This is a genomic window from Halorubrum shenae, assembly GCF_051194165.1.
Classification (GTDB): Archaea; Halobacteriota; Halobacteria; order Halobacteriales; family Haloferacaceae; genus Halorubrum.
This window is the reverse complement of the sequence record NZ_JBLZNI010000006.1, coordinates 28,861-45,322: the sequence shown is the minus strand read 5'-3', so window position 1 is coordinate 45,322 and position 16,462 is coordinate 28,861. Positions and strand designations below refer to the sequence as shown.

The following is a 16,462-nucleotide window of genomic DNA, read 5'->3' as shown; positions in this document are numbered from 1 at the left end:
GCGCCAACCCGCATGGAAAACTGTTTAGGATCTACCGCAAATCTTGCGCCCATGAACGTTCACGTCGGCGCGGCGGCGACGCCGGAGGAGGCCGAGGCGATCGCGAAGTCGCTCGCGGAACACCTCGGCGTCGACGTCGACGTCCACGTCGGCGACGACCCGGAGCCTGCGGCGAGCGCGTCGCCCCCCGAGGTCGAGTACCCCCTCGACGACGACCTCGGTCCCACGGATCGGGAGCGCGACCTCCAGGCTGAGATCGACGACATCCTGGAAGGGGGTCCCGAGAAGTACCGCGCCCGGCTCCCCGAACAGGGGAAGCTGTTCGTCCGCGACCGGCTCGACCTCTGGTTCGGCGGCGAGGGTGGGACGCGCGGCGCGGCCGACGCGAGCGCGGCTGACGGCGACCCGGCCGGCCTCCACTTCGAGGACGGGACGTTCGCCGCGTTCGACGACTGGCACCCGAACGCGCCCGTTGACGAGGACGGCGAGGGCAACGACCCCGGTGGCGACCGCCTCCCCGGCGACGGCCTCCTCACCGGCGCCGCCGAGTTCGAAGGGCGCGACGTGCACTTCATGGCCAACGACTTCACCGTGAAGGCGGGGTCGATGGCGGCGAAGGGCGTCGAGAAGTTCCTCCGGATGCAACAGCGCGCCCTGAAGACGGGCAAGCCCGTGCTCTACCTGATGGACTCTTCCGGCGGGCGGATCGACCAGCAGAGCGGCTTCTTCGCCAACCGCGAGGGGATCGGGAAATACTACTACAACCACTCGATGCTCTCCGGCGCGGTCCCGCAGATCTGTGTCCTCTACGGTCCCTGTATCGCCGGTGCCGCCTACACGCCCGTCTTCGCCGACTTCACCGTGATGGTCGAGGAGATGTCCGCGATGGCGATCGCCTCGCCGCGGATGGTGAAGATGGTCACCGGCGAGGAGATCGAGATGGCCGATCTGGGTGGCCCGCGGGTCCACGCCGAGGAGTCGGGGTCGGCGGATCTGGTCGCCCGCGACGAGGAGCACGCCCGGGAGCTCGTCGCCGACCTGATCGGCTATCTCCCAGACAAAGCCGGCGAGAAGCCCCCGCGACAGGAGACGAAGCCGCCGAAGTTCTCGCCCGAGGGGATCGACGAGCTGATCCCGGCGTCCCCGAACCGCCCCTACGACGTGCGCGACCTGCTCGACCGGATCGCCGACGCGGAGTCCGTCTTCGAGCTGAAGGAGGGGTACGGCCCGGAGATCGTCACGGCGTTCTGCCGTATCGACGGGCGCCCCGTCGGCGTCGTCGCCAACGACCCCGCGGTCCGCTCGGGCGCCATCTTCCCGGACGCGGCCGAGAAGGCCGCCGAGTTCATCTGGACCTGCGACGCCTACGAGATTCCCTTGCTGTACCTCTGTGACACACCCGGCTTTATGGCCGGCTCGCAGGTCGAGAAGGACGCCATCTTGGAGAAGGGGAAGAAGATGATCTACGCCACCTCCTCGGCGACGGTCCCGAAACAGACCGTCGTCGTCCGGAAGGCGTACGGCGCGGGCATCTACGCCATGGGCGGGCCCGCATACGACCCCGAGAGCGTCATCGGCCTCCCCTCCGGCGAGATTGCGATCATGGGTCCCGAGGCCGCGATCAACGCGGTGTACGCCCGGAAGCTCGCTGCGATCGACGACCCCGAGGAGCGCGCCGAGACCGAGGAACGCCTGCGCGAGGAGTACCGCGAGGACATCGATATCCACCGGATGGCGAGCGAGGTCGTCATCGACGAGATCGTTCCGCCGTCGGCGCTCCGTGAGGAACTGGCCGCCCGCTTCGCGTTTTACGAGGACGTGGAGAAGGATCTGCCGGACAAGAAACACGGGACGATTCTGTGAACTCCCCGGACTACAGCGCCGCGACCGCCTCGGCGCCGAGCAGCCCGAGTGCGCCCCCGAACCCGAGCGCCACCGCGATGCCGATTCCCAGCAGCGCGCCGACGTACGCGGCCGAGCCGACCAGCGACGCGGCGGCGAACCGCGGCGTCGACACGGACGAGGCGTTCGCGGTCGGAACGGCGAGCCACCCGCGCGTGCCGGGGACCGCGTTCGAGGCAGCCACCGCCGGAAGTCCCCATCGCTCGAACCAGCGACCCGCGCCGTCGAGCCGCTTCTCGCCGACCGGAACGAGGGGGAGCGACGTGGGGTCCACGTCGAACCGGCGGACGGCCACGAAGACGGCCGACTGGCCGACGGTCGCGCCGACCACCGCCGCGGCGAACACCGGCAGCACCGCGACCGCCTCGACGCCGACGGCGACGACCGCCGCGACGAACAACGTCCGCGCTGGGAGCACCTTCCCGACGAGCGCGCCCTCGAGCGCGAACACGGCGAAGATCGCGACGGCCCCGTAGCTGTCGGCGAGGGCGAGCGCGGTCGCAGCGTGAAAATCGATCACGCCTCACCTCGGTTGCCACCACCTAAAGGTACTCCGTGAACAGTGCTCTCGGGTACCACAGCGGTAGCTAACCGAGTTTTTTTGCGTTTTGGTGTCTCTGATCGGAGCCGGGCGACTGGGGATGGGGTATTTATCAGTTCCACGTGCAGGTGTCATCCATGATCGATGTCGGCGTCAAGGCCCCGGACTTCATCGCGCCCGCGGTCGCCGGAGGGACCGCGATCGAGCTGGAGCTGTTCCGGCTCGTCGACAGCTACGAGGCGGTCGTGCTCTGCTTCGCGCCCGGGAACTACGTCCCGACCTGCACCGCCGCGTTCGCCGCGGTCCGCGATGCGGGCTGGCACGACCGCAACGACCTCGCCGTCGTCGCGCTCACCGGCGACTCGCTGTACGCGGGGTTCGCGTACGCCGACCAGTTCGATCTTTCCTTCCCGATCGTCTCCGACTTCCACGGGGCCATCGCGGAGTCGTACGACCTCCTCGCCGACTCGTGGGAAGGCCACTCGGATATCCCGCGCCGTGCGGTCGTTGCGATCGACAGCGATTGGACCGTCCGGTTCGCCGAGGCGACGACCGACGCGCTCGACCGCTTGGCGCCCTCACCCGTGCAGAACGCGACCGTGGCGCTCCGCGAGGTCGGGGTCGACGTCGACCGGCCGCGGGTGGACTACGAGGGACCGTGGTGAACGGGCCGTTGTGATCGCGCCCTCTTGATTGCTCACCCCCACGTCGCAGGGGTTATTTCACGCCTCCGCGCAGACGTTCCGCTATGGAAGCCGCTTTTGTGGACTACCTCGACGAGTTCACGCGCCGAGACTGGGAGACGCTCGATCCGCAGACCGTCACCGATCCCGTCCGGGTTGCGATCGTCGGCCTCGGCTGGTTCGCCCGCGACTGGGCGCTGCCGGGAATCGCGCGGTCGCCGTACACCGAAGCGACCGTCGTCACCGACATCGACGCCGACGCGGTGGAGGCGGTCGCCGCCGAGCGCGACCTGATCGGCGTCACCCCCGACGAGCTCCGATCGGGCGCCGTCGCGGACGCGTACGACGCGGTGTACGTCGCGACGCCGAACGCGACCCACTTGGAGTACGTCCGGGCCGCCGCGGAGCAGGGGAAGGCCGTCCTCTGTGAGAAGCCGCTGGAGTCGACGCTGGACCGCGCCCGGCAGCTCGTGACCGCGTGTCAGGAGGCCGGTGTGCCCCTGATGGTCGGCTACCGGATGCAGACCGATCCCGCCGTTCGACGGCTTCGCGAACTCCTTGCGGCGGGCGTCGCCGGCGACGTGGTCCACGTCCACGCGACGATGTCGCAGACGATGCTCGGTGAGCTCTCCGGCGACGACGACCAGTGGCGGCTCGACCCGGAGCTGTCCGGCGGCTGCGCGCTCATGGATCTGGGCGTCTACCCGCTCAACACGACTCGGTTCGTGCTCGGCGCCGACCCGGTCCGAGTGTCGGGGCGGACTCACACGCGCCACGAGGCGTTCGCCGGCGTCGACGAACACGCGACCTTCCGGCTGGAGTTCCCCGACGGCGTCGATGCGCTGTGTTCGGTGAGCCAGAACGCCCAACACGCGAGTCGACTGGAGGTCACCGGGACGGAGGCCAGACTACTCTTAGACCCGGCCTTTTACGAGCGGGAGGATCGCGGGTTCGCCGTCGTCCGCGACGGTACCCGCGTCGACGTCGACTTCGATCAGGTCCACCAGATCGAAGAGGAGTTCGCGTACTTCGGCCACCAGCTGCTGGCGGGCGAGCCGTTCCATCCGGACGGCGAGCACGCCCTCGCGGACGTGCGCGCAATCGACGGGATCTACGAATCGGCCGAGAGCGGCCGGCCGGTCGCGCTCGGCGACGACACGGAGTAGTACGGGCCGGCGTCAGTCGCTGACTGCGGGCCGACTCACTGCTCGATCCCGTAGACGTCGTCCGTCCAGTCGCGGGCCGGGGTGTCGTACACCGGCTCGTCGCGGTCCCGCTCGTCGAGTCGCCGCCGGTCGGCCTCGCCGAGTTCCCAGTCGAGGTCGGCGTTAGCCCGGACGTGGTCCGGAGTCGACGACCGCGGCAGCGCGACGACGTCGTTGTCGAGCGCCCACCGGATCACGACCTGCGCGGGGCTTTTCTCGTACTTCTCGGCGAGCTCGACGACGACCTCGTCGTCGAACACGTCCGTCCGCGCGAGCGTCGCCGCCGCCTCGACCACGGTGTCCGACTCGCGGCAGTAGTCGACGACGTCGGGCTGCTGGAACCACGGGTGGAACTCGATCTGGTTGACCGCGATCGGCACGTCCGAGATGTGCTGCGCGCAGCTCAGCTGGTAGGCGCTGAAGTTCGAGACGCCCACGTCGCGGACGAGCCCCCGATCGCGGAGTTCTTCCATCGCTCGGAGCGTCTCGCGCAGCGAGATCGCGGGGTTGGGCCAGTGGATGAGATATAAATCGAGGTAGTCGGTGTCGAGCCGGTCGAGCGACGCCTCGCACGACTCGATCACCGACTCGTAGTTGAGGTGCTTCGCGAGTACCTTCGAGGTGAGAAACACGTCGTCGCGGTCGTACTCCGCGAGCGCGTCGCCGATCGCTTCCTCGTTGTGATACCCCTCGGCGGTGTCGATGTGCGCGTAGCCGGCGTCGAGCGCCGCGCGGACGCTGTCAGCGGTCTGGCCGTCGAGGTCGTACGTTCCCAGTCCGAGCGCCGGTAGCTCGGCGCCGCTCGGGAGCGTTTTTGTGGGGACAGTCACAGGCTACGGGTTCGGCGGATCGCCGATTGAAACTACCGGTCGGGGAATGTCGCGGACGAACAAAGCGAAGCGAACGCTAGTTCGGTGATTTTGCTCACTTCGTTCGCAAAATGCACCGGCCGAGATTTGAACTCGGGTTGCAACCATGGCAAGGTTGCGTGATACCACTACACTACCGGTGCGTGCTTCGTATCTCCACATAGCCCGAGTCGGAGATATAAGGGTTCCGAACGAGGGTCGGCGTGGCGAGATTCCTGCCCGAACTCGACCGCCGGAAGCGTCATCGGCCTCGCGACCAACTCGAACGTAGAGACGACCTCCATGACGCGACAGCTTGCCCCCGCCGCCAACAGACGCACCGTGCTCCGAGCGACCGGCGGCCTCGCCGCCCTCTCGATCGCCGGCTGTCTCGGTGACGGCGGGACGAACGACGGCGGCTCCGCCGGCGGCAACGGCGACGATTCCGATGCCCCGCCTGACGACGGCGCGGACGTCGAGTACGCGGTCGAGCGCGTCGCGGACGGCTTCGAGAACCCGTGGGGGCTCGCCTTCCTCCCGGGGGACGGGCGGCTGCTGGTCACCGAACGCTCTGGCCGACTCTCGCTCGTCGACCCCGAGAACGGTTCTCGCTCGACCGTCGAGGGGGTCCCCGCTGTCCACGCCGCCGGACAGGGTGGGCTCCTTGACGTCGCGGTTCATCCCGAGTACCCGGACGACGCGCGCGTGTACCTCACGTACGCGGCGACGAACGACGCGGGCGAGTCGGCGACACACGTGGGTAGCGGGCGGCTCTCGCTTTCCGGCGACGCCGGCGACTCGCCTGCGATCGACGACTTCGAGACGGTCCACGTCGCGGGACCGTTCGTCGACTCCGATATCCACTTCGGCTCGCGGGCGACGTTCGGTCCCGACGGTGCGCTGTTCGTCACGGTCGGCGACCGGCGTGACACCGACTTCGGTCCGGACCACGTCTCGCAGGACCGATCGAACGAGCTCGGCGCCACGCTCCGGCTGACGCCCGACGGCGACGCTCATCCCGACAACCCGTTCGTCGACGAGTCGAACGCGGCGGACGCGGTCTACAGCTACGGCCACCGAAACCCGCAGGCGATGGCGGTGCGTCCTGAGACGGGGGCGGTCTGGCAGTGCGAGCACGGCGAGGAAGACGGCGACGAGATCAACGTGGTCGAACGCGGCGGCAACTACGGGTGGCCGGTTGCGAGTGAGGCGTGCCGGTACGGCACCGACGAGCCCGTCGCCCCGAGTCACCGCGAGCGCGGCGATGTGATCGCACCGGTCCACTACTGGCCGTGTGGCTCGGGGGGCTTCCCGCCGAGCGGGGCCGTCTTCTACGACGGCGACGCCTTCCCCGAGTGGCGCGGCGACCTGTTCGCGGGAACGCTCGCCGGGCAGTACCTCGGGCGGTTCACGGTCGAGGGCACGGGCGCCGCCGACGCTGCGGTGACCGAGCGCGATCCCTTACTCGCCGACCGCGACTGGCGGATTCGGGCGCTCGCGGTCGAGCCAACCACGGACCACCTCTACGTCGCCGTCGACGACGCGGACGCGCCCGTGGCGCGGATCGTCCCGGCCTGATTTGACCGCCAAAGCGACCGGTGGCTACGGCTGGCCGTGTGACTCTGTCTCTTGGTTCTCGGACCGAAAAACCCCGATAGACCCTATGTGAACGCCCCACAGCCCGGAAACGGGACCGCTATCCTTTTAGGGTGTCGTCCGAAATCGAGGGGTACAGTCTCGCCACGATGCGTACCGAAGATGGACTCACGATCTGCGTTCCGTCTTCGGTCGTCCGGGAAGCCGAGGACGATCGCGAGGCGACTCGCAAACTCGGCTACGTCGCCCGTGCGGCGGCGGTGTTCCGGGCGGATCGACTGGTCGTCTTCCCCGACAGGGACGGCGAGCGGCGACGGGGCAGCGAGTACGTTCGGACCGTGCTGGGGTACGCTGCGACCCCTCCGGAACTCCGCAAGGATCTCTGGGGGGAGCGCGACGAACTCCGGTACGCCGGTGTGCTCCCGCCGCTCCGCGTGCCGTGGCGGACCGGCTCGACCCCTAGCGGGGAAGAGTCGAAAACACAGGGACTCGTGACCGAGGTCGGACCTGAAGGCCGCGTCCGGGTCAATTCCCCGCTGCGGGAACACCCGATCTCCCTGCTCGTTCCCTCCGGAATGGAGGTCGGGCAAGGGGAGCGCGTCACCATCAGGGTCTCTTCGAGAGAACCGGTCCGCGCCCGCATCACCGGGAAGCCCGAGGAGGGCTTCCAGGTCGTGGAAGCGGACCTGTCGGAAGCGCTCGCCGGCGACGGCTTGGCCGTCGCGACGTCGCGACACGGGGAGGAACTCTCCGTCTCGCGGCTCGGCACCATCGTCTCGGACGCGCGGAAGGCCGGCGGCTACACCGTCGCCTTCGGCTCGCCCGAGCGGGGGCTTCCGGAGATGCTCGGGCTTTCGCCCGACGGCATTCGGGCGGCCGTTGCCGACGGCCGCTCGGTCGAACCCGATCCGGGGTTCGACCTCTGGCTGAACACGATCCCGGCACAGGCGAGCGAGGTCGTCCGGACGGAGGAGGCTCTGTTCGTGACTCTCGGCTCGCTCACACTCACGGAGTAAACACATGCCACAACCAAGCCGACCACGAAAAGGCTCGCTGGGCTACGGCCCGCGTACCCGCGCAGACCGAGAGGTCCCGCGCATTCGATCGTGGCCAGACGACGACGGAGCCCCCGCACTGCAGGGGTTCGCCGGCTACAAGGCCGGAATGACGCACGTCGTTATGGTCAACGACGAGGCCAACTCGCCGCGTGAGGGAATGGAAACGTCCGTTCCCGTCACCGTCGTCGAGACGCCGCCGATGTACGCGGTGGCCCTGCGTGCCTACGAACAGACGCCGTACGGAAAGAAGCCGGTCGAAGAGGTCTGGGCGACCGAGTTCCACGAGGAACTCGACCGCGCGCTCGACCTCCCGGCGGAGGACACCTTCGAGGAAGACGCCGACGAGCTGCGCGCGCTGCTCGACGACGGCGCGGTCGACGACGTCCGCGTCATCACGCACACGGCCCCCTCGGAGCTCGCGAATGTACCCAAGAAGAAGCCCGACGTGATGGAGACCCGAGTCGGCGGCGGCTCCCTCGAGGAGCGCGTCGACTTCGGGCTCGACCTCGTCGCTGAGGGCGGCGCCCACGAGTTTGGCGACGTCTTCCGCGCGGGTCAGTACACCGACGTGTCGGGCATCACGAAGGGGAAGGGGACCCAAGGTCCCGTCAAGCGATGGGGCGTTCAAAAGCGGAAGGGCAAACACGCCCGCCAGGGATGGCGGCGCCGGATCGGTAACCTCGGTCCGTGGAACCCCTCCCGCGTTCGCTCCACCGTTCCCCAGCAGGGGCAGACCGGCTACCACCAGCGCACCGAGCTCAACAAGCGCCTCATCGACTTCGGCGAGGGCGACGACGCCTCCGTCGACGGCGGCTTCGTCAACTACGGCGAGGTCGACGGCGAGTACGCGCTCATCAAGGGCTCGCTGCCCGGTCCGGACAAGCGCCTGCTTCGGTTCCGCCCGGCCATCCGGCCGAACGACCAGCCGCGCCTCGATCCCGAGGTCCGGTACGTATCCACCGCATCCAACCAGGGATAATTCATGAACGCAACAGTACACGACCTGGACGGCGGGGATGCCGGGAGCATCGAGCTGCCGGCGATCTTCGAGACCGCGTTCCGACCGGACCTCATCGGTCGGGCGGTCTCCGCCGCACAGGCTAACCGGAAACAGGCCTACGGTGCCGACGAGTTCGCCGGGCTGCGAACCCCCGCGGAGTCGTTCGGCTCCGGACGCGGGCTCGCACACATCCCGCGCTCCGAGAACGTCGCCCGCCGCGTCCCGAGCGCGGTCTCCGGGCGCGCCGCGCACCCGCCGAAGGCCGAGAAAGACCAGACGAAGAGCCTCAACGACAAGGAGCGACAGCTCGCTATCCGGTCGGCCATCGCGGCCACCGCTGACGCCGAGCTGGTCGCCGAGCGCGGACACGCGTTCGACGAGGACCTCGATCTCCCGCTCGTCGTGAGCGACGAGTTCGAGGACCTCGAAAAGACCCAGGAGGCCCTGGGCGTCCTCGAAGCCGTCGGCGCCGACGCCGACATCGAGCGCGCCGAGGACGGTCGCTCCGTTCGAGCCGGCCGCGGCAAGACCCGCGGTCGCAAGTACAGCCAGCCGAAGTCCGTGCTCGTCGTCACCAGCGAGGAGCCGTCCCGCGCCGCCCGCAACCTTTCGGGCGTCGACGTCGCGACCGCGCGAGAGGTCAACGCGGAAGACCTCGCGCCGGGCACGCACCCGGGTCGACTCACGCTGTGGACCGAGAGCGCCGTCGAAGAGGTGGCCGACCGATGAACTCCATCATCGAGCATCCGATCGTCACCGAGCAGGCGATGAACGAGATGGACTTCAAGAATAAGCTGCTGTTCCTCGTCGACATCGACGCGACCAAGCCCGAGGTCCGCGAGGAAGTGCAGGACCGGTACGACGTCTCCGTCGTCGACGTGAACACGCAGGTGACCCCGCAGGGCGGCAAGAAGGCCACCGTCACGCTCTCCGACGACGACGACGCGACCGAGATCGCATCGCGCATCGGGGTGTTCTAAGATGGGACGACGAATTCAAGGACAGCGGCGTGGACGCGGCGGCCCGACGTTCCGGGCCCCCTCCCACCGCTATAAGGCAGAACTGTCGCACAAGAAGCTCGAAGACGTGGACACGATCACCGGCGAAATCGTCGGGATCGAACACGACCCCGCCCGCTCGGCTCCGCTCGCGGAGATCGAGTTCGAGGACGACGACCGTCGGCTCGTGCTCGCGCCGGAAGGCGTGCGCGTGGGCGAGACGATTCAGGTCGGCGTCTCCGCGGAGATCAAGCCCGGGAACACGCTCCCGCTTGCGGAGATCCCCGAGGGTGTTCCGGTCTGTAACGTCGAGAGTAATCGTGGGGACGGCGGGAAGTTCGCGCGCGCCTCCGGCGTGTCGGCGACGCTTCTCACCCACGACCGCGACGTCGCGGTCGTCGAGCTTCCCAGCGGTGAAGTCAAACGGCTCGACCCGCAGTGCCGCGCCACGATCGGCGTGGTCGCCGGCGGCGGTCGGACGGAGAAACCCTTCGTCAAGGCCGGTAACAAGTACCACAAGATGAAAGCGCGTGGGACCAAATACCCGCGCGTGCGCGGCGTCGCGATGAACGCCGTCGACCACCCCTTCGGCGGGGGCGGTCGCCAACACCCCGGCCAGCCGAAGTCGGTCTCGCGGGACGCCCCGCCGGGACGGAAGGTCGGTGACATCGCATCCAAGCGCACCGGACGAGGTAGCAACAAATGAGTTCTGACTACCGAACAGGCCGTGAAGGCAAGGAGTTTGCCTACCGCGGTCACTCGCTCGACGAGTTGCAGGAGATGGACGTAGACGAAGTCGCGGAACTGCTCCCCGCACGCCAGCGGCGAAGCATCGTTCGCGGACTGGGCACCGAACAGCAGAAGCTGTTGGAGACGGCCCGGAGCCGCGACAAGGAGACGACGGCGGACGATCCGATCCGGACGCATCTGCGCGACATGCCGATCCTGCCGGAGTTCGTCGGCGTCACCTTCTCCGTGTACAACGGACACAGCTTCGAGCGCGTGCAGGTCGAACCCGAGATGATCGGTCACTTCCTCGGCGAGTTCCACCTGACTCGAAGCACCGTCGAACACGGTCAGGCCGGCATCGGCGCGACCCGGTCCTCGAAGTTCGTGCCCCTCAAGTAATCCATGGGAATCAACTACAGCGTCGAGGCCGACCCGGAGACCACCGCCAAGGGGATGCTCCGCGACCGGCCCATCAGCGTGAAGGACAGCAAGGAGATCTCCCGGGAGATCAAAGGCGAGACGGTCGCCGACGCCGAGGAGTACCTCCAGGAAGTTATCGACGAGGAGACCTCGGTGCCGATGCGCCAGCACAATGCCGGCGCGGGCCACCGCTCCGACATCGACGGCTGGGACGCGGGGCGCTACCCCGCGAAGGCCGCCAAGGACTTCCTGAAGCTCTTAGAGAACGTCAAGAACAACGCGGACGAACAAGGGTTCGACGGCGACGACATGGTCATCAAGCACATCGCCCCCCACAAGGTCGGCGAACGACCCGGGCGGAACCCGCGAGCCGCGGGCGCCACCCAGTGGAACACCACGCTCGCCGACGTCGAGCTCATCATCGAGGAGCCGGAGGCTGACGAATAATGGCTGACGAACACCAATTCATCGAGGACGGCCTGCGCCGTTCACAGATCAACGAGTTCTTCGCGGACGAGCTCGGCCGCGCCGGCTACGGCGGCATGGATGTCGCCCAGACGCCGATGGGCACGCAGATCGTCCTGAAGGCCGAAAAGCCCGGTATGGTGATCGGGAAGGGCGGGAAGAACATCCGCAAGATCACCACCGAGCTCGAGGACCGCTTCGACATGGACGACCCGCAGATCGACGTTCAGGAGGTCGACGAGCCTGACCTGAACGCCCAGATCGTCGCGGACCGTCTCGCGAACGCACTGGAGCGCGGCTGGTACTTCCGGAAGGCCGGTCACACGACGATCGACCGGATTATGGACGCCGGCGCGCTGGGCGCCGAGATCGTCCTGTCAGGGAAGGTCACCGGCGCGCGTTCCCGCGTCGAGAAGTTCAACCGCGGTTACATCAAGCACAACGGCGAGCCGGCCCAAGAAGTGGTCGACCACGGGCAGGGCGTCGCCGTCATGAAGCTCGGGACGATCGGTGTCAACGTGAAGATCATCCCGCCGGGCGCGCAGCTCCCCGACGACTTCGACATCCTCGAGGACGCCGAGGTCCCGGAGGTCGAGCAGGCTGCCGCGGGCGACGACGAGGGCGTCGAGGCGCTCCTCGAGGAGGAGCCCGAAGAGGTGCCCGCCGCGGGCGCCGACGACGACGTCGAAGTCCCCGACGAGGACCCCGCCGATGTCATCGACGAAGAGGTCGTCGAGGAGGTCGTCGAGGAGTCGCAGGACACGGCCACGGAGGCGACCGACGTCGCCGAAGAGGAACCGGTCGGCGACGCCGACGCGGACGACATCGACGAGCTCGACGAGGAGATCGAATCGGAAGCGGCCGATCTCGTCGCAGAGATGGAAGCCGCGGACGAAGACGAGGAGGACGAATAAATGGCGATCCTCTACACCGACGAGATCCGCGACATGACCGCGGCCGAGCGCCAAGTCGAGCTCGAGGAGCTCGAGACCGAGCTGCTGAACTCGAAGGCGCAGCGGGCCGCCGGCGGAATGCCGGAGAGCCCTGGCCGCGTCAACGAGCTGAAGAAGACGATCGCGCGGATCAAGACGATCCAAGCGGAAGAAGGCGACTTCGACGAATAACGATGATATCCCCCGACACACTCGTTCGGCACGAACTCGTCGGCCTCCCGGTTCGGGTGGCCGACGCCGACAGCGACGCCCACGCGGGTATCGCCGGTCGCGTGCTGTCCGAGACGTTCAGCACCCTCGTGGTGCGAACGGGATCGGGGGACAAACGCGTGCCCAAGTCGGGCGCGACGTTCGAGTTCGCGGTCGTCGATGTCCCGACCGTTCACACAGATGAAGCCGCCGACGACGACGAGTCGTCGGGGTCCACGTCCCAACTCGGGTCGGATACTACGGGGGTTCGCCCCCGTCAGTCTGGCCCGTCCGGGTCCACAAGCGTCGTCACCGGTGACGACGTGGGTCCGGCGAGCCGACGCGGCGAGTGCAAAGACGTGGTCTACGCGACGGTGGATGGCGAACGGTTACGGCATCGACCCGCCGAACGCACCGAACAAGGTGTCACACAATGGCGATAGGAATCGACGTACCCACGCCTCCGGAGCCAGACAACCCGGAGGATTACGACTACGAGAAGTGCCCGTTTTACGGGCAGCTCTCCGTCCGCGGCCAGACCCGTGAGGGAACGGTCGTGTCGACGGACATGGCAAAGACCGTCATCGTCGAGCGAGAGTACGACGTGTTTGTACCGAAATACGACCGGTACATGAAGCGTCGCTCGCGCATCCCGGCTCACGTGCCGGGCGTGCTCGACTCGCTCGAAGTCGGTGACGAAGTGAAAATTGCGGAGACGCGACCGCTCTCGAAGACGAAGTCCCACGTCGTCGTCGAGAACCTGTCGGGTGATCAGTGATGGAGGCGCTCAAGGCCGACGTCACGCAGGGGCTCTCGAAGGGCTCGCTCATCACGTGCGCCGACAACACCGGCGCCCGTGAGCTGAAGGTGATCTCGGTGGCCGGCTACTCCGGCACCAAGAATCGCCACCCGAAGGCAGGTATCGGCGACAAGGTGACCGTCTCGGTCACCAAAGGGACCCCGGAGATGCGGCGGCAGGTGCTGGAGGCGGTCGTCGTCCGCCAGCGCAAGCCGATCCGCCGTCCGAGCGGAACCCGTGTAAAGTTCGAGGACAACGCGGCCGTCATCATCGACGACCTGGAGGAGCCGCGGGGCACAGAGATCAAAGGCCCCGTCGCCCGCGAGGTCGCCGAACGATTCGGGAGCATCGCCTCGACTGCGACGATGATCGTCTAATCATGACGAAACAGCCACGCAAACAACGAAAACGGTCGGAGACCGCGCCGCTCCACGAGCGGCAGAACCAGGTCCGGGCCACCCTCACAGAGGAGCTCCGCGAGGAGTACGGTCAGCGGAACGTCCGCGTCAACGCCGGCGACACCGTCGAGGTGCTTCGCGGCGACGCGGCTGGCACGGAGGCCGAGGTCATCTCGGTCGACCTGTCCGCAGAACGGATCACCGTCGAGGACGTCACCGTCGAGAAGGCGGACGGGGAGGAAGTTCCCCGTCCCATCCCGGCGAGTAACGCCCGGGTGACCGATTTGGACCTGGAAGACGAGCGCCGGGAGGCGCGGCTCCAGGAGGATAACGAATGACGCGACATCAGAAGCGACTGGCAGTACCGAACTCCTGGCCGGTCGAACGCAAGACGAACACGTTCACCGTCAAGGCCGGCGCCGGCCCGCACGGTGAGGCGGGCGTTCCGCTCGTCGTCCTGCTGCGGGACGTGCTCGGCTACGTCGACTCGACCAAGGAGGCGCGCTACGCGCTGAACAACGACTCGGTCCTCGTCAACGGGGACGCGGTCTCGGACGAGCAGCGTCCGATCGGGATGTTCGACATCCTGGCGTTCCCCGAGCGCGGGGAGTTCTTCCGCGTCTTCCCCGACGAGGGCGGTCGGCTCGCGCTGACCCCCGTCGACGAGGAAGCAGCGGGCAGCCGGCTCGGGAAGATCACGAACAAGTCCGTCGTCCCCGGTGGCGACGCGCAGCTGACGCTCCACGACGGGACGAACGTCATCGTGGACGCCGACACCGAGTACGACACGAAGGACTCGATCGTCGTCGACAACGAGTCGAAGGAGATCGTCGCCCACTTCGAGTACGAAGAGGGCGCCCTCGTCACCGCCGTTGCCGGCCAACACGCCGGCCGTATCGGCGAGGTGGCCGACATCGACGTCACGCTCGGCTCCGGCTCGAACACGGTCTTCGTCGGCGACGACGAGGACGGCTACGAGACGGTCGAGGAGTACCTCGTCGTCATCGACGAGAACTTCACCGGCGACGACGCCGACGAGACGGGTGATTCGGATGAGTGAATCCGAGAGCGCGTCGCACGAGATGCGCGAGCCGTACCTGGAGAAGGTCGTCGTCCACATGGGCGTCGGGCAGGGCGGTGAGCCGCTCGCGGACGCCGAGGAAATCATCGAGGAGATCACGGACCAGCAGTCGGTCCGGACCACCTCGAAGCGCACCATCGCCGAGTTCGGGATCCGCAAGGGCGACCCGATCGGCGTCAAGGTGACGCTGCGGGGCGAGGACGCACACGAGTTCCTCGCGACCGCGCTCGACATCGTCGACGTCTCACAGAGTCAGTTCGACGACACGGGCAACCTGAGCTTCGGGGTCGAGGACCACACCGACTTCCCGAGCCAGGAGTACAACCCGAACATCGGCATCTACGGCCTCGACGTGACGACGACCATCGTCCGTCCCGGCTACCGCGTGTCGAAGCGGGACAAGGCGACCGCCTCGATCCCGCACAAACACCGGATGACCGCCGAGGACGCGGCTGCGTTCCTCGAAACGAACTTCGACGTTGAGGTAACGGAATGAGCGAAGCGAACAACGACACGGGCGAACACGCGTCGAAACGCACCGGCTCCCGGCACACGTGCCGGCGGTGCGACCGCGAGCAGGGGCTTGTCGGCAAGTACGACATCAACCTCTGCCGGCAGTGTTTCCGCGAGGTCGCCCGAGATATGGGATTCGAGAAGTACAGCTGATCATGACGGGAAACGATCCATTCACCAACGCGCTGGCCGGCATGGACAACGCCGAGAGCGTTGGCCACCTGTCGTACACGGTTGAGCCCGCCTCTAACATCATCGGCTCCGTCCTCGAGGTCCTCTACGACCGCGGGTACGTCGACGGCTTCGAGTACGTCGACGACGGGAAAGCCGGGAAGTTCGAGGTCGAACTGAAAGGAGCGATCAACGAGTGTGGCGCCGTCAAGCCCCGCTACTCCGCGGGTGCCGACGAGTTCGAGAAGTGGGAGAAGCGATACCTCCCCGCCCGTGACTACGGGACGCTCATCGTCACGACGAGCCACGGCGTCATGAGCCACTACGAGGCCCGCGACGAGGGCATCGGCGGCCAAGTGATCGCATACGTCTACTAACAATGAACAGAGTCGAAATCGAGATTCCGGACGACGTCTCCGCCGAGACCGACCACCTCGAACTCACCGTCGAGGGTCCCAACGGAAGCGTTACGCGACGCCTCTGGTACCCCGACGTCGAGGTCACGGTCGAGGACGGTGTCGTCGCGATCGCTTCCGAGAACGAGGACGCGAAGACGAACGCCACGGTCGGCACCTTCGAGAGCCACGTCGCCAACATGATCCACGGCGTCACCGACGGATGGGAGTACACGATGGAAGTGTACTACGCCCACTTCCCGATGCAGGTGACCGTGGAGGGCGACGAGGTCGTCATCGAGAACTTCCTCGGCGAGCGAGCACAGCGACGCACCCCGATCCGCGGGGACACGGACGTACAGATAGACGGCGAGACGGTCAGCCTCTCGGGCTCCGATAAGGAGGCCGTCGGGCAGACCGCCGCCGACATCGAACAGCTGACGAAGGTGACCGACAAGGACACGCGCGTCTTCCAAGACGGCGTGTACATCGTCGAGAAGCCCACCGGAGGTGCCTAA

At 67.4% G+C, this 16,462-nt stretch carries 24 protein-coding genes and 1 tRNA gene; 22 read left to right on the top strand and 3 right to left on the bottom strand.

Annotated elements, in window-relative coordinates; all coding sequences use genetic code 11:
* Window positions 1-51: 51 nt before the first annotated feature.
* Window positions 52-1,863 carry an acyl-CoA carboxylase subunit beta gene (locus tag ACNS88_RS08965; RefSeq protein ID WP_435096095.1) on the top strand — a complete coding sequence of 604 codons (1,812 nt, stop codon included), beginning with the start codon at window positions 52-54 and terminating at the stop codon, window positions 1,861-1,863.
* Between the two features lie 10 nt (window positions 1,864-1,873).
* On the opposite strand, the gene ACNS88_RS08960 is transcribed toward ACNS88_RS08965, so the two are convergent.
* Entirely contained in the window at window positions 1,874-2,422 is a 549-nt protein-coding gene (locus ACNS88_RS08960; RefSeq protein ID WP_435096092.1) for a DedA family protein, read from the bottom strand.
* A 158-nt stretch (window positions 2,423-2,580) separates the two neighbouring features.
* On the opposite strand from ACNS88_RS08960, the gene ACNS88_RS08955 reads away from it, so the two are divergent.
* Both ACNS88_RS08955 and gfo6 read left to right on the top strand, forming a co-directional pair.
* Window positions 2,581-3,108 carry a redoxin domain-containing protein gene (locus ACNS88_RS08955; RefSeq protein ID WP_435096089.1) on the top strand — a complete coding sequence of 176 codons (528 nt, stop codon included), beginning with the start codon at window positions 2,581-2,583 and terminating at the stop codon, window positions 3,106-3,108.
* An 83-nt stretch (window positions 3,109-3,191) separates the two neighbouring features.
* Window positions 3,192-4,292, top strand: coding sequence for a D-xylose 1-dehydrogenase Gfo6 (gfo6, locus tag ACNS88_RS08950; RefSeq protein WP_435096086.1), 1,101 nt, complete (start codon window positions 3,192-3,194; stop codon window positions 4,290-4,292).
* 35 nt (window positions 4,293-4,327) lie between these two features.
* Here gfo6 and ACNS88_RS08945 read toward each other — a convergent pair whose 3' ends face one another.
* Both ACNS88_RS08945 and ACNS88_RS08940 read right to left on the bottom strand, forming a co-directional pair.
* The gene (locus tag ACNS88_RS08945; protein ID WP_435096083.1) at window positions 4,328-5,161 is read right to left on the bottom strand and encodes an aldo/keto reductase; all 834 of its coding nucleotides are present in this window, start codon (window positions 5,159-5,161) and stop codon (window positions 4,328-4,330) included.
* A 111-nt stretch (window positions 5,162-5,272) separates the two neighbouring features.
* Window positions 5,273-5,343 (bottom strand) — tRNA-Gly (locus ACNS88_RS08940).
* 139 nt (window positions 5,344-5,482) lie between these two features.
* On the opposite strand from ACNS88_RS08940, the gene ACNS88_RS08935 reads away from it, so the two are divergent.
* From ACNS88_RS08935 to ACNS88_RS08845, 19 genes are all read left to right on the top strand, one after another.
* Window positions 5,483-6,757 carry a PQQ-dependent sugar dehydrogenase gene (locus tag ACNS88_RS08935; protein ID WP_435096080.1) on the top strand — a complete coding sequence of 425 codons (1,275 nt, stop codon included), beginning with the start codon at window positions 5,483-5,485 and terminating at the stop codon, window positions 6,755-6,757.
* A gap of 167 nt (window positions 6,758-6,924) precedes the next feature.
* The gene (locus ACNS88_RS08930) at window positions 6,925-7,791 is read left to right on the top strand and encodes a putative RNA uridine N3 methyltransferase (protein ID WP_435096547.1); all 867 of its coding nucleotides are present in this window, start codon (window positions 6,925-6,927) and stop codon (window positions 7,789-7,791) included.
* 4 nt (window positions 7,792-7,795) lie between these two features.
* A complete protein-coding gene (locus tag ACNS88_RS08925; protein ID WP_435096077.1) occupies window positions 7,796-8,812 on the top strand; it encodes a 50S ribosomal protein L3 in 1,017 nt (338 codons plus the stop codon).
* Window positions 8,813-8,815: 3 nt separating this feature from the next.
* Complete coding sequence (gene rpl4p / locus ACNS88_RS08920; protein ID WP_435096074.1) at window positions 8,816-9,562, top strand: 50S ribosomal protein L4; 747 nt, start codon at window positions 8,816-8,818, stop codon at window positions 9,560-9,562.
* A complete protein-coding gene (locus ACNS88_RS08915) occupies window positions 9,559-9,813 on the top strand; it encodes a 50S ribosomal protein L23 (RefSeq protein WP_435096071.1) in 255 nt (84 codons plus the stop codon). The genes rpl4p and ACNS88_RS08915 overlap by 4 nt, the downstream gene beginning before the upstream one ends.
* 1 nt (window position 9,814) lies before the next feature.
* A complete protein-coding gene (locus ACNS88_RS08910; protein ID WP_435096068.1) occupies window positions 9,815-10,537 on the top strand; it encodes a 50S ribosomal protein L2 in 723 nt (240 codons plus the stop codon).
* Window positions 10,534-10,959, top strand: coding sequence for a 30S ribosomal protein S19 (locus tag ACNS88_RS08905; RefSeq protein WP_435096065.1), 426 nt, complete (start codon window positions 10,534-10,536; stop codon window positions 10,957-10,959). The genes ACNS88_RS08910 and ACNS88_RS08905 overlap by 4 nt, the downstream gene beginning before the upstream one ends.
* 3 nt (window positions 10,960-10,962) lie before the next feature.
* Window positions 10,963-11,427: a 50S ribosomal protein L22 gene (locus tag ACNS88_RS08900; RefSeq protein ID WP_435096062.1), complete on the top strand. Its 465-nt coding sequence runs from the start codon at window positions 10,963-10,965 to the stop codon at window positions 11,425-11,427.
* Window positions 11,427-12,359, top strand: coding sequence for a 30S ribosomal protein S3 (locus ACNS88_RS08895; RefSeq protein WP_435096059.1), 933 nt, complete (start codon window positions 11,427-11,429; stop codon window positions 12,357-12,359). The genes ACNS88_RS08900 and ACNS88_RS08895 overlap by 1 nt, the downstream gene beginning before the upstream one ends.
* A complete protein-coding gene (rpmC, locus tag ACNS88_RS08890) occupies window positions 12,360-12,569 on the top strand; it encodes a 50S ribosomal protein L29 (RefSeq protein ID WP_435096056.1) in 210 nt (69 codons plus the stop codon).
* Window positions 12,570-12,571: 2 nt separating this feature from the next.
* Entirely contained in the window at window positions 12,572-13,030 is a 459-nt protein-coding gene (locus tag ACNS88_RS08885; protein ID WP_435096053.1) for a ribonuclease P protein component 1, read from the top strand.
* Window positions 13,021-13,365 carry a 30S ribosomal protein S17 gene (locus ACNS88_RS08880; RefSeq protein ID WP_004047221.1) on the top strand — a complete coding sequence of 115 codons (345 nt, stop codon included), beginning with the start codon at window positions 13,021-13,023 and terminating at the stop codon, window positions 13,363-13,365. The genes ACNS88_RS08885 and ACNS88_RS08880 overlap by 10 nt, the downstream gene beginning before the upstream one ends.
* A complete protein-coding gene (locus tag ACNS88_RS08875) occupies window positions 13,365-13,763 on the top strand; it encodes a 50S ribosomal protein L14 (RefSeq protein ID WP_094521931.1) in 399 nt (132 codons plus the stop codon). Before ACNS88_RS08880 ends, ACNS88_RS08875 begins: the two co-directional genes overlap by 1 nt.
* Before the next feature lie 2 nt (window positions 13,764-13,765).
* Window positions 13,766-14,122, top strand: a complete 357-nt coding sequence (rplX, locus tag ACNS88_RS08870; RefSeq protein WP_435096049.1) for a 50S ribosomal protein L24 — start codon at window positions 13,766-13,768, stop codon at window positions 14,120-14,122.
* Complete coding sequence (locus ACNS88_RS08865; RefSeq protein WP_435096046.1) at window positions 14,119-14,844, top strand: 30S ribosomal protein S4e; 726 nt, start codon at window positions 14,119-14,121, stop codon at window positions 14,842-14,844. Before rplX ends, ACNS88_RS08865 begins: the two co-directional genes overlap by 4 nt.
* Window positions 14,837-15,361, top strand: a complete 525-nt coding sequence (locus ACNS88_RS08860; RefSeq protein ID WP_435096043.1) for a 50S ribosomal protein L5 — start codon at window positions 14,837-14,839, stop codon at window positions 15,359-15,361. The genes ACNS88_RS08865 and ACNS88_RS08860 overlap by 8 nt, the downstream gene beginning before the upstream one ends.
* Window positions 15,358-15,531, top strand: a complete 174-nt coding sequence (locus ACNS88_RS08855; protein ID WP_435096040.1) for a 30S ribosomal protein S14 — start codon at window positions 15,358-15,360, stop codon at window positions 15,529-15,531. The genes ACNS88_RS08860 and ACNS88_RS08855 overlap by 4 nt, the downstream gene beginning before the upstream one ends.
* Before the next feature lie 2 nt (window positions 15,532-15,533).
* Window positions 15,534-15,926 carry a 30S ribosomal protein S8 gene (locus ACNS88_RS08850; protein ID WP_435096037.1) on the top strand — a complete coding sequence of 131 codons (393 nt, stop codon included), beginning with the start codon at window positions 15,534-15,536 and terminating at the stop codon, window positions 15,924-15,926.
* Between the two features lie 2 nt (window positions 15,927-15,928).
* Complete coding sequence (locus ACNS88_RS08845; protein ID WP_435096034.1) at window positions 15,929-16,462, top strand: 50S ribosomal protein L6; 534 nt, start codon at window positions 15,929-15,931, stop codon at window positions 16,460-16,462.

What these genes read in the sequence shown, in the direction of transcription:
- ACNS88_RS08965 (WP_435096095.1), top strand. Translation starts at nt 52, where the DNA reads ATGAACGTTCACGTCGGCGCGGCGGCGACGCCGGAGGAGGCCGAGGCG.
- ACNS88_RS08955 (WP_435096089.1), top strand. Translation starts at nt 2,581, where the DNA reads ATGATCGATGTCGGCGTCAAGGCCCCGGACTTCATCGCGCCCGCGGTC.
- gfo6 (WP_435096086.1), top strand. Translation starts at nt 3,192, where the DNA reads ATGGAAGCCGCTTTTGTGGACTACCTCGACGAGTTCACGCGCCGAGAC.
- ACNS88_RS08935 (WP_435096080.1), top strand. Translation starts at nt 5,483, where the DNA reads ATGACGCGACAGCTTGCCCCCGCCGCCAACAGACGCACCGTGCTCCGA.
- ACNS88_RS08930 (WP_435096547.1), top strand. Translation starts at nt 6,925, where the DNA reads ATGCGTACCGAAGATGGACTCACGATCTGCGTTCCGTCTTCGGTCGTC.
- ACNS88_RS08925 (WP_435096077.1), top strand. Translation starts at nt 7,796, where the DNA reads ATGCCACAACCAAGCCGACCACGAAAAGGCTCGCTGGGCTACGGCCCG.
- rpl4p (WP_435096074.1), top strand. Translation starts at nt 8,816, where the DNA reads ATGAACGCAACAGTACACGACCTGGACGGCGGGGATGCCGGGAGCATC.
- ACNS88_RS08915 (WP_435096071.1), top strand. Translation starts at nt 9,559, where the DNA reads ATGAACTCCATCATCGAGCATCCGATCGTCACCGAGCAGGCGATGAAC.
- ACNS88_RS08910 (WP_435096068.1), top strand. Translation starts at nt 9,815, where the DNA reads ATGGGACGACGAATTCAAGGACAGCGGCGTGGACGCGGCGGCCCGACG.
- ACNS88_RS08905 (WP_435096065.1), top strand. Translation starts at nt 10,534, where the DNA reads ATGAGTTCTGACTACCGAACAGGCCGTGAAGGCAAGGAGTTTGCCTAC.
- ACNS88_RS08900 (WP_435096062.1), top strand. Translation starts at nt 10,963, where the DNA reads ATGGGAATCAACTACAGCGTCGAGGCCGACCCGGAGACCACCGCCAAG.
- ACNS88_RS08895 (WP_435096059.1), top strand. Translation starts at nt 11,427, where the DNA reads ATGGCTGACGAACACCAATTCATCGAGGACGGCCTGCGCCGTTCACAG.
- rpmC (WP_435096056.1), top strand. Translation starts at nt 12,360, where the DNA reads ATGGCGATCCTCTACACCGACGAGATCCGCGACATGACCGCGGCCGAG.
- ACNS88_RS08885 (WP_435096053.1), top strand. Translation starts at nt 12,572, where the DNA reads ATGATATCCCCCGACACACTCGTTCGGCACGAACTCGTCGGCCTCCCG.
- ACNS88_RS08880 (WP_004047221.1), top strand. Translation starts at nt 13,021, where the DNA reads ATGGCGATAGGAATCGACGTACCCACGCCTCCGGAGCCAGACAACCCG.
- ACNS88_RS08875 (WP_094521931.1), top strand. Translation starts at nt 13,365, where the DNA reads ATGGAGGCGCTCAAGGCCGACGTCACGCAGGGGCTCTCGAAGGGCTCG.
- rplX (WP_435096049.1), top strand. Translation starts at nt 13,766, where the DNA reads ATGACGAAACAGCCACGCAAACAACGAAAACGGTCGGAGACCGCGCCG.
- ACNS88_RS08865 (WP_435096046.1), top strand. Translation starts at nt 14,119, where the DNA reads ATGACGCGACATCAGAAGCGACTGGCAGTACCGAACTCCTGGCCGGTC.
- ACNS88_RS08860 (WP_435096043.1), top strand. Translation starts at nt 14,837, where the DNA reads ATGAGTGAATCCGAGAGCGCGTCGCACGAGATGCGCGAGCCGTACCTG.
- ACNS88_RS08855 (WP_435096040.1), top strand. Translation starts at nt 15,358, where the DNA reads ATGAGCGAAGCGAACAACGACACGGGCGAACACGCGTCGAAACGCACC.
- ACNS88_RS08850 (WP_435096037.1), top strand. Translation starts at nt 15,534, where the DNA reads ATGACGGGAAACGATCCATTCACCAACGCGCTGGCCGGCATGGACAAC.
- ACNS88_RS08845 (WP_435096034.1), top strand. Translation starts at nt 15,929, where the DNA reads ATGAACAGAGTCGAAATCGAGATTCCGGACGACGTCTCCGCCGAGACC.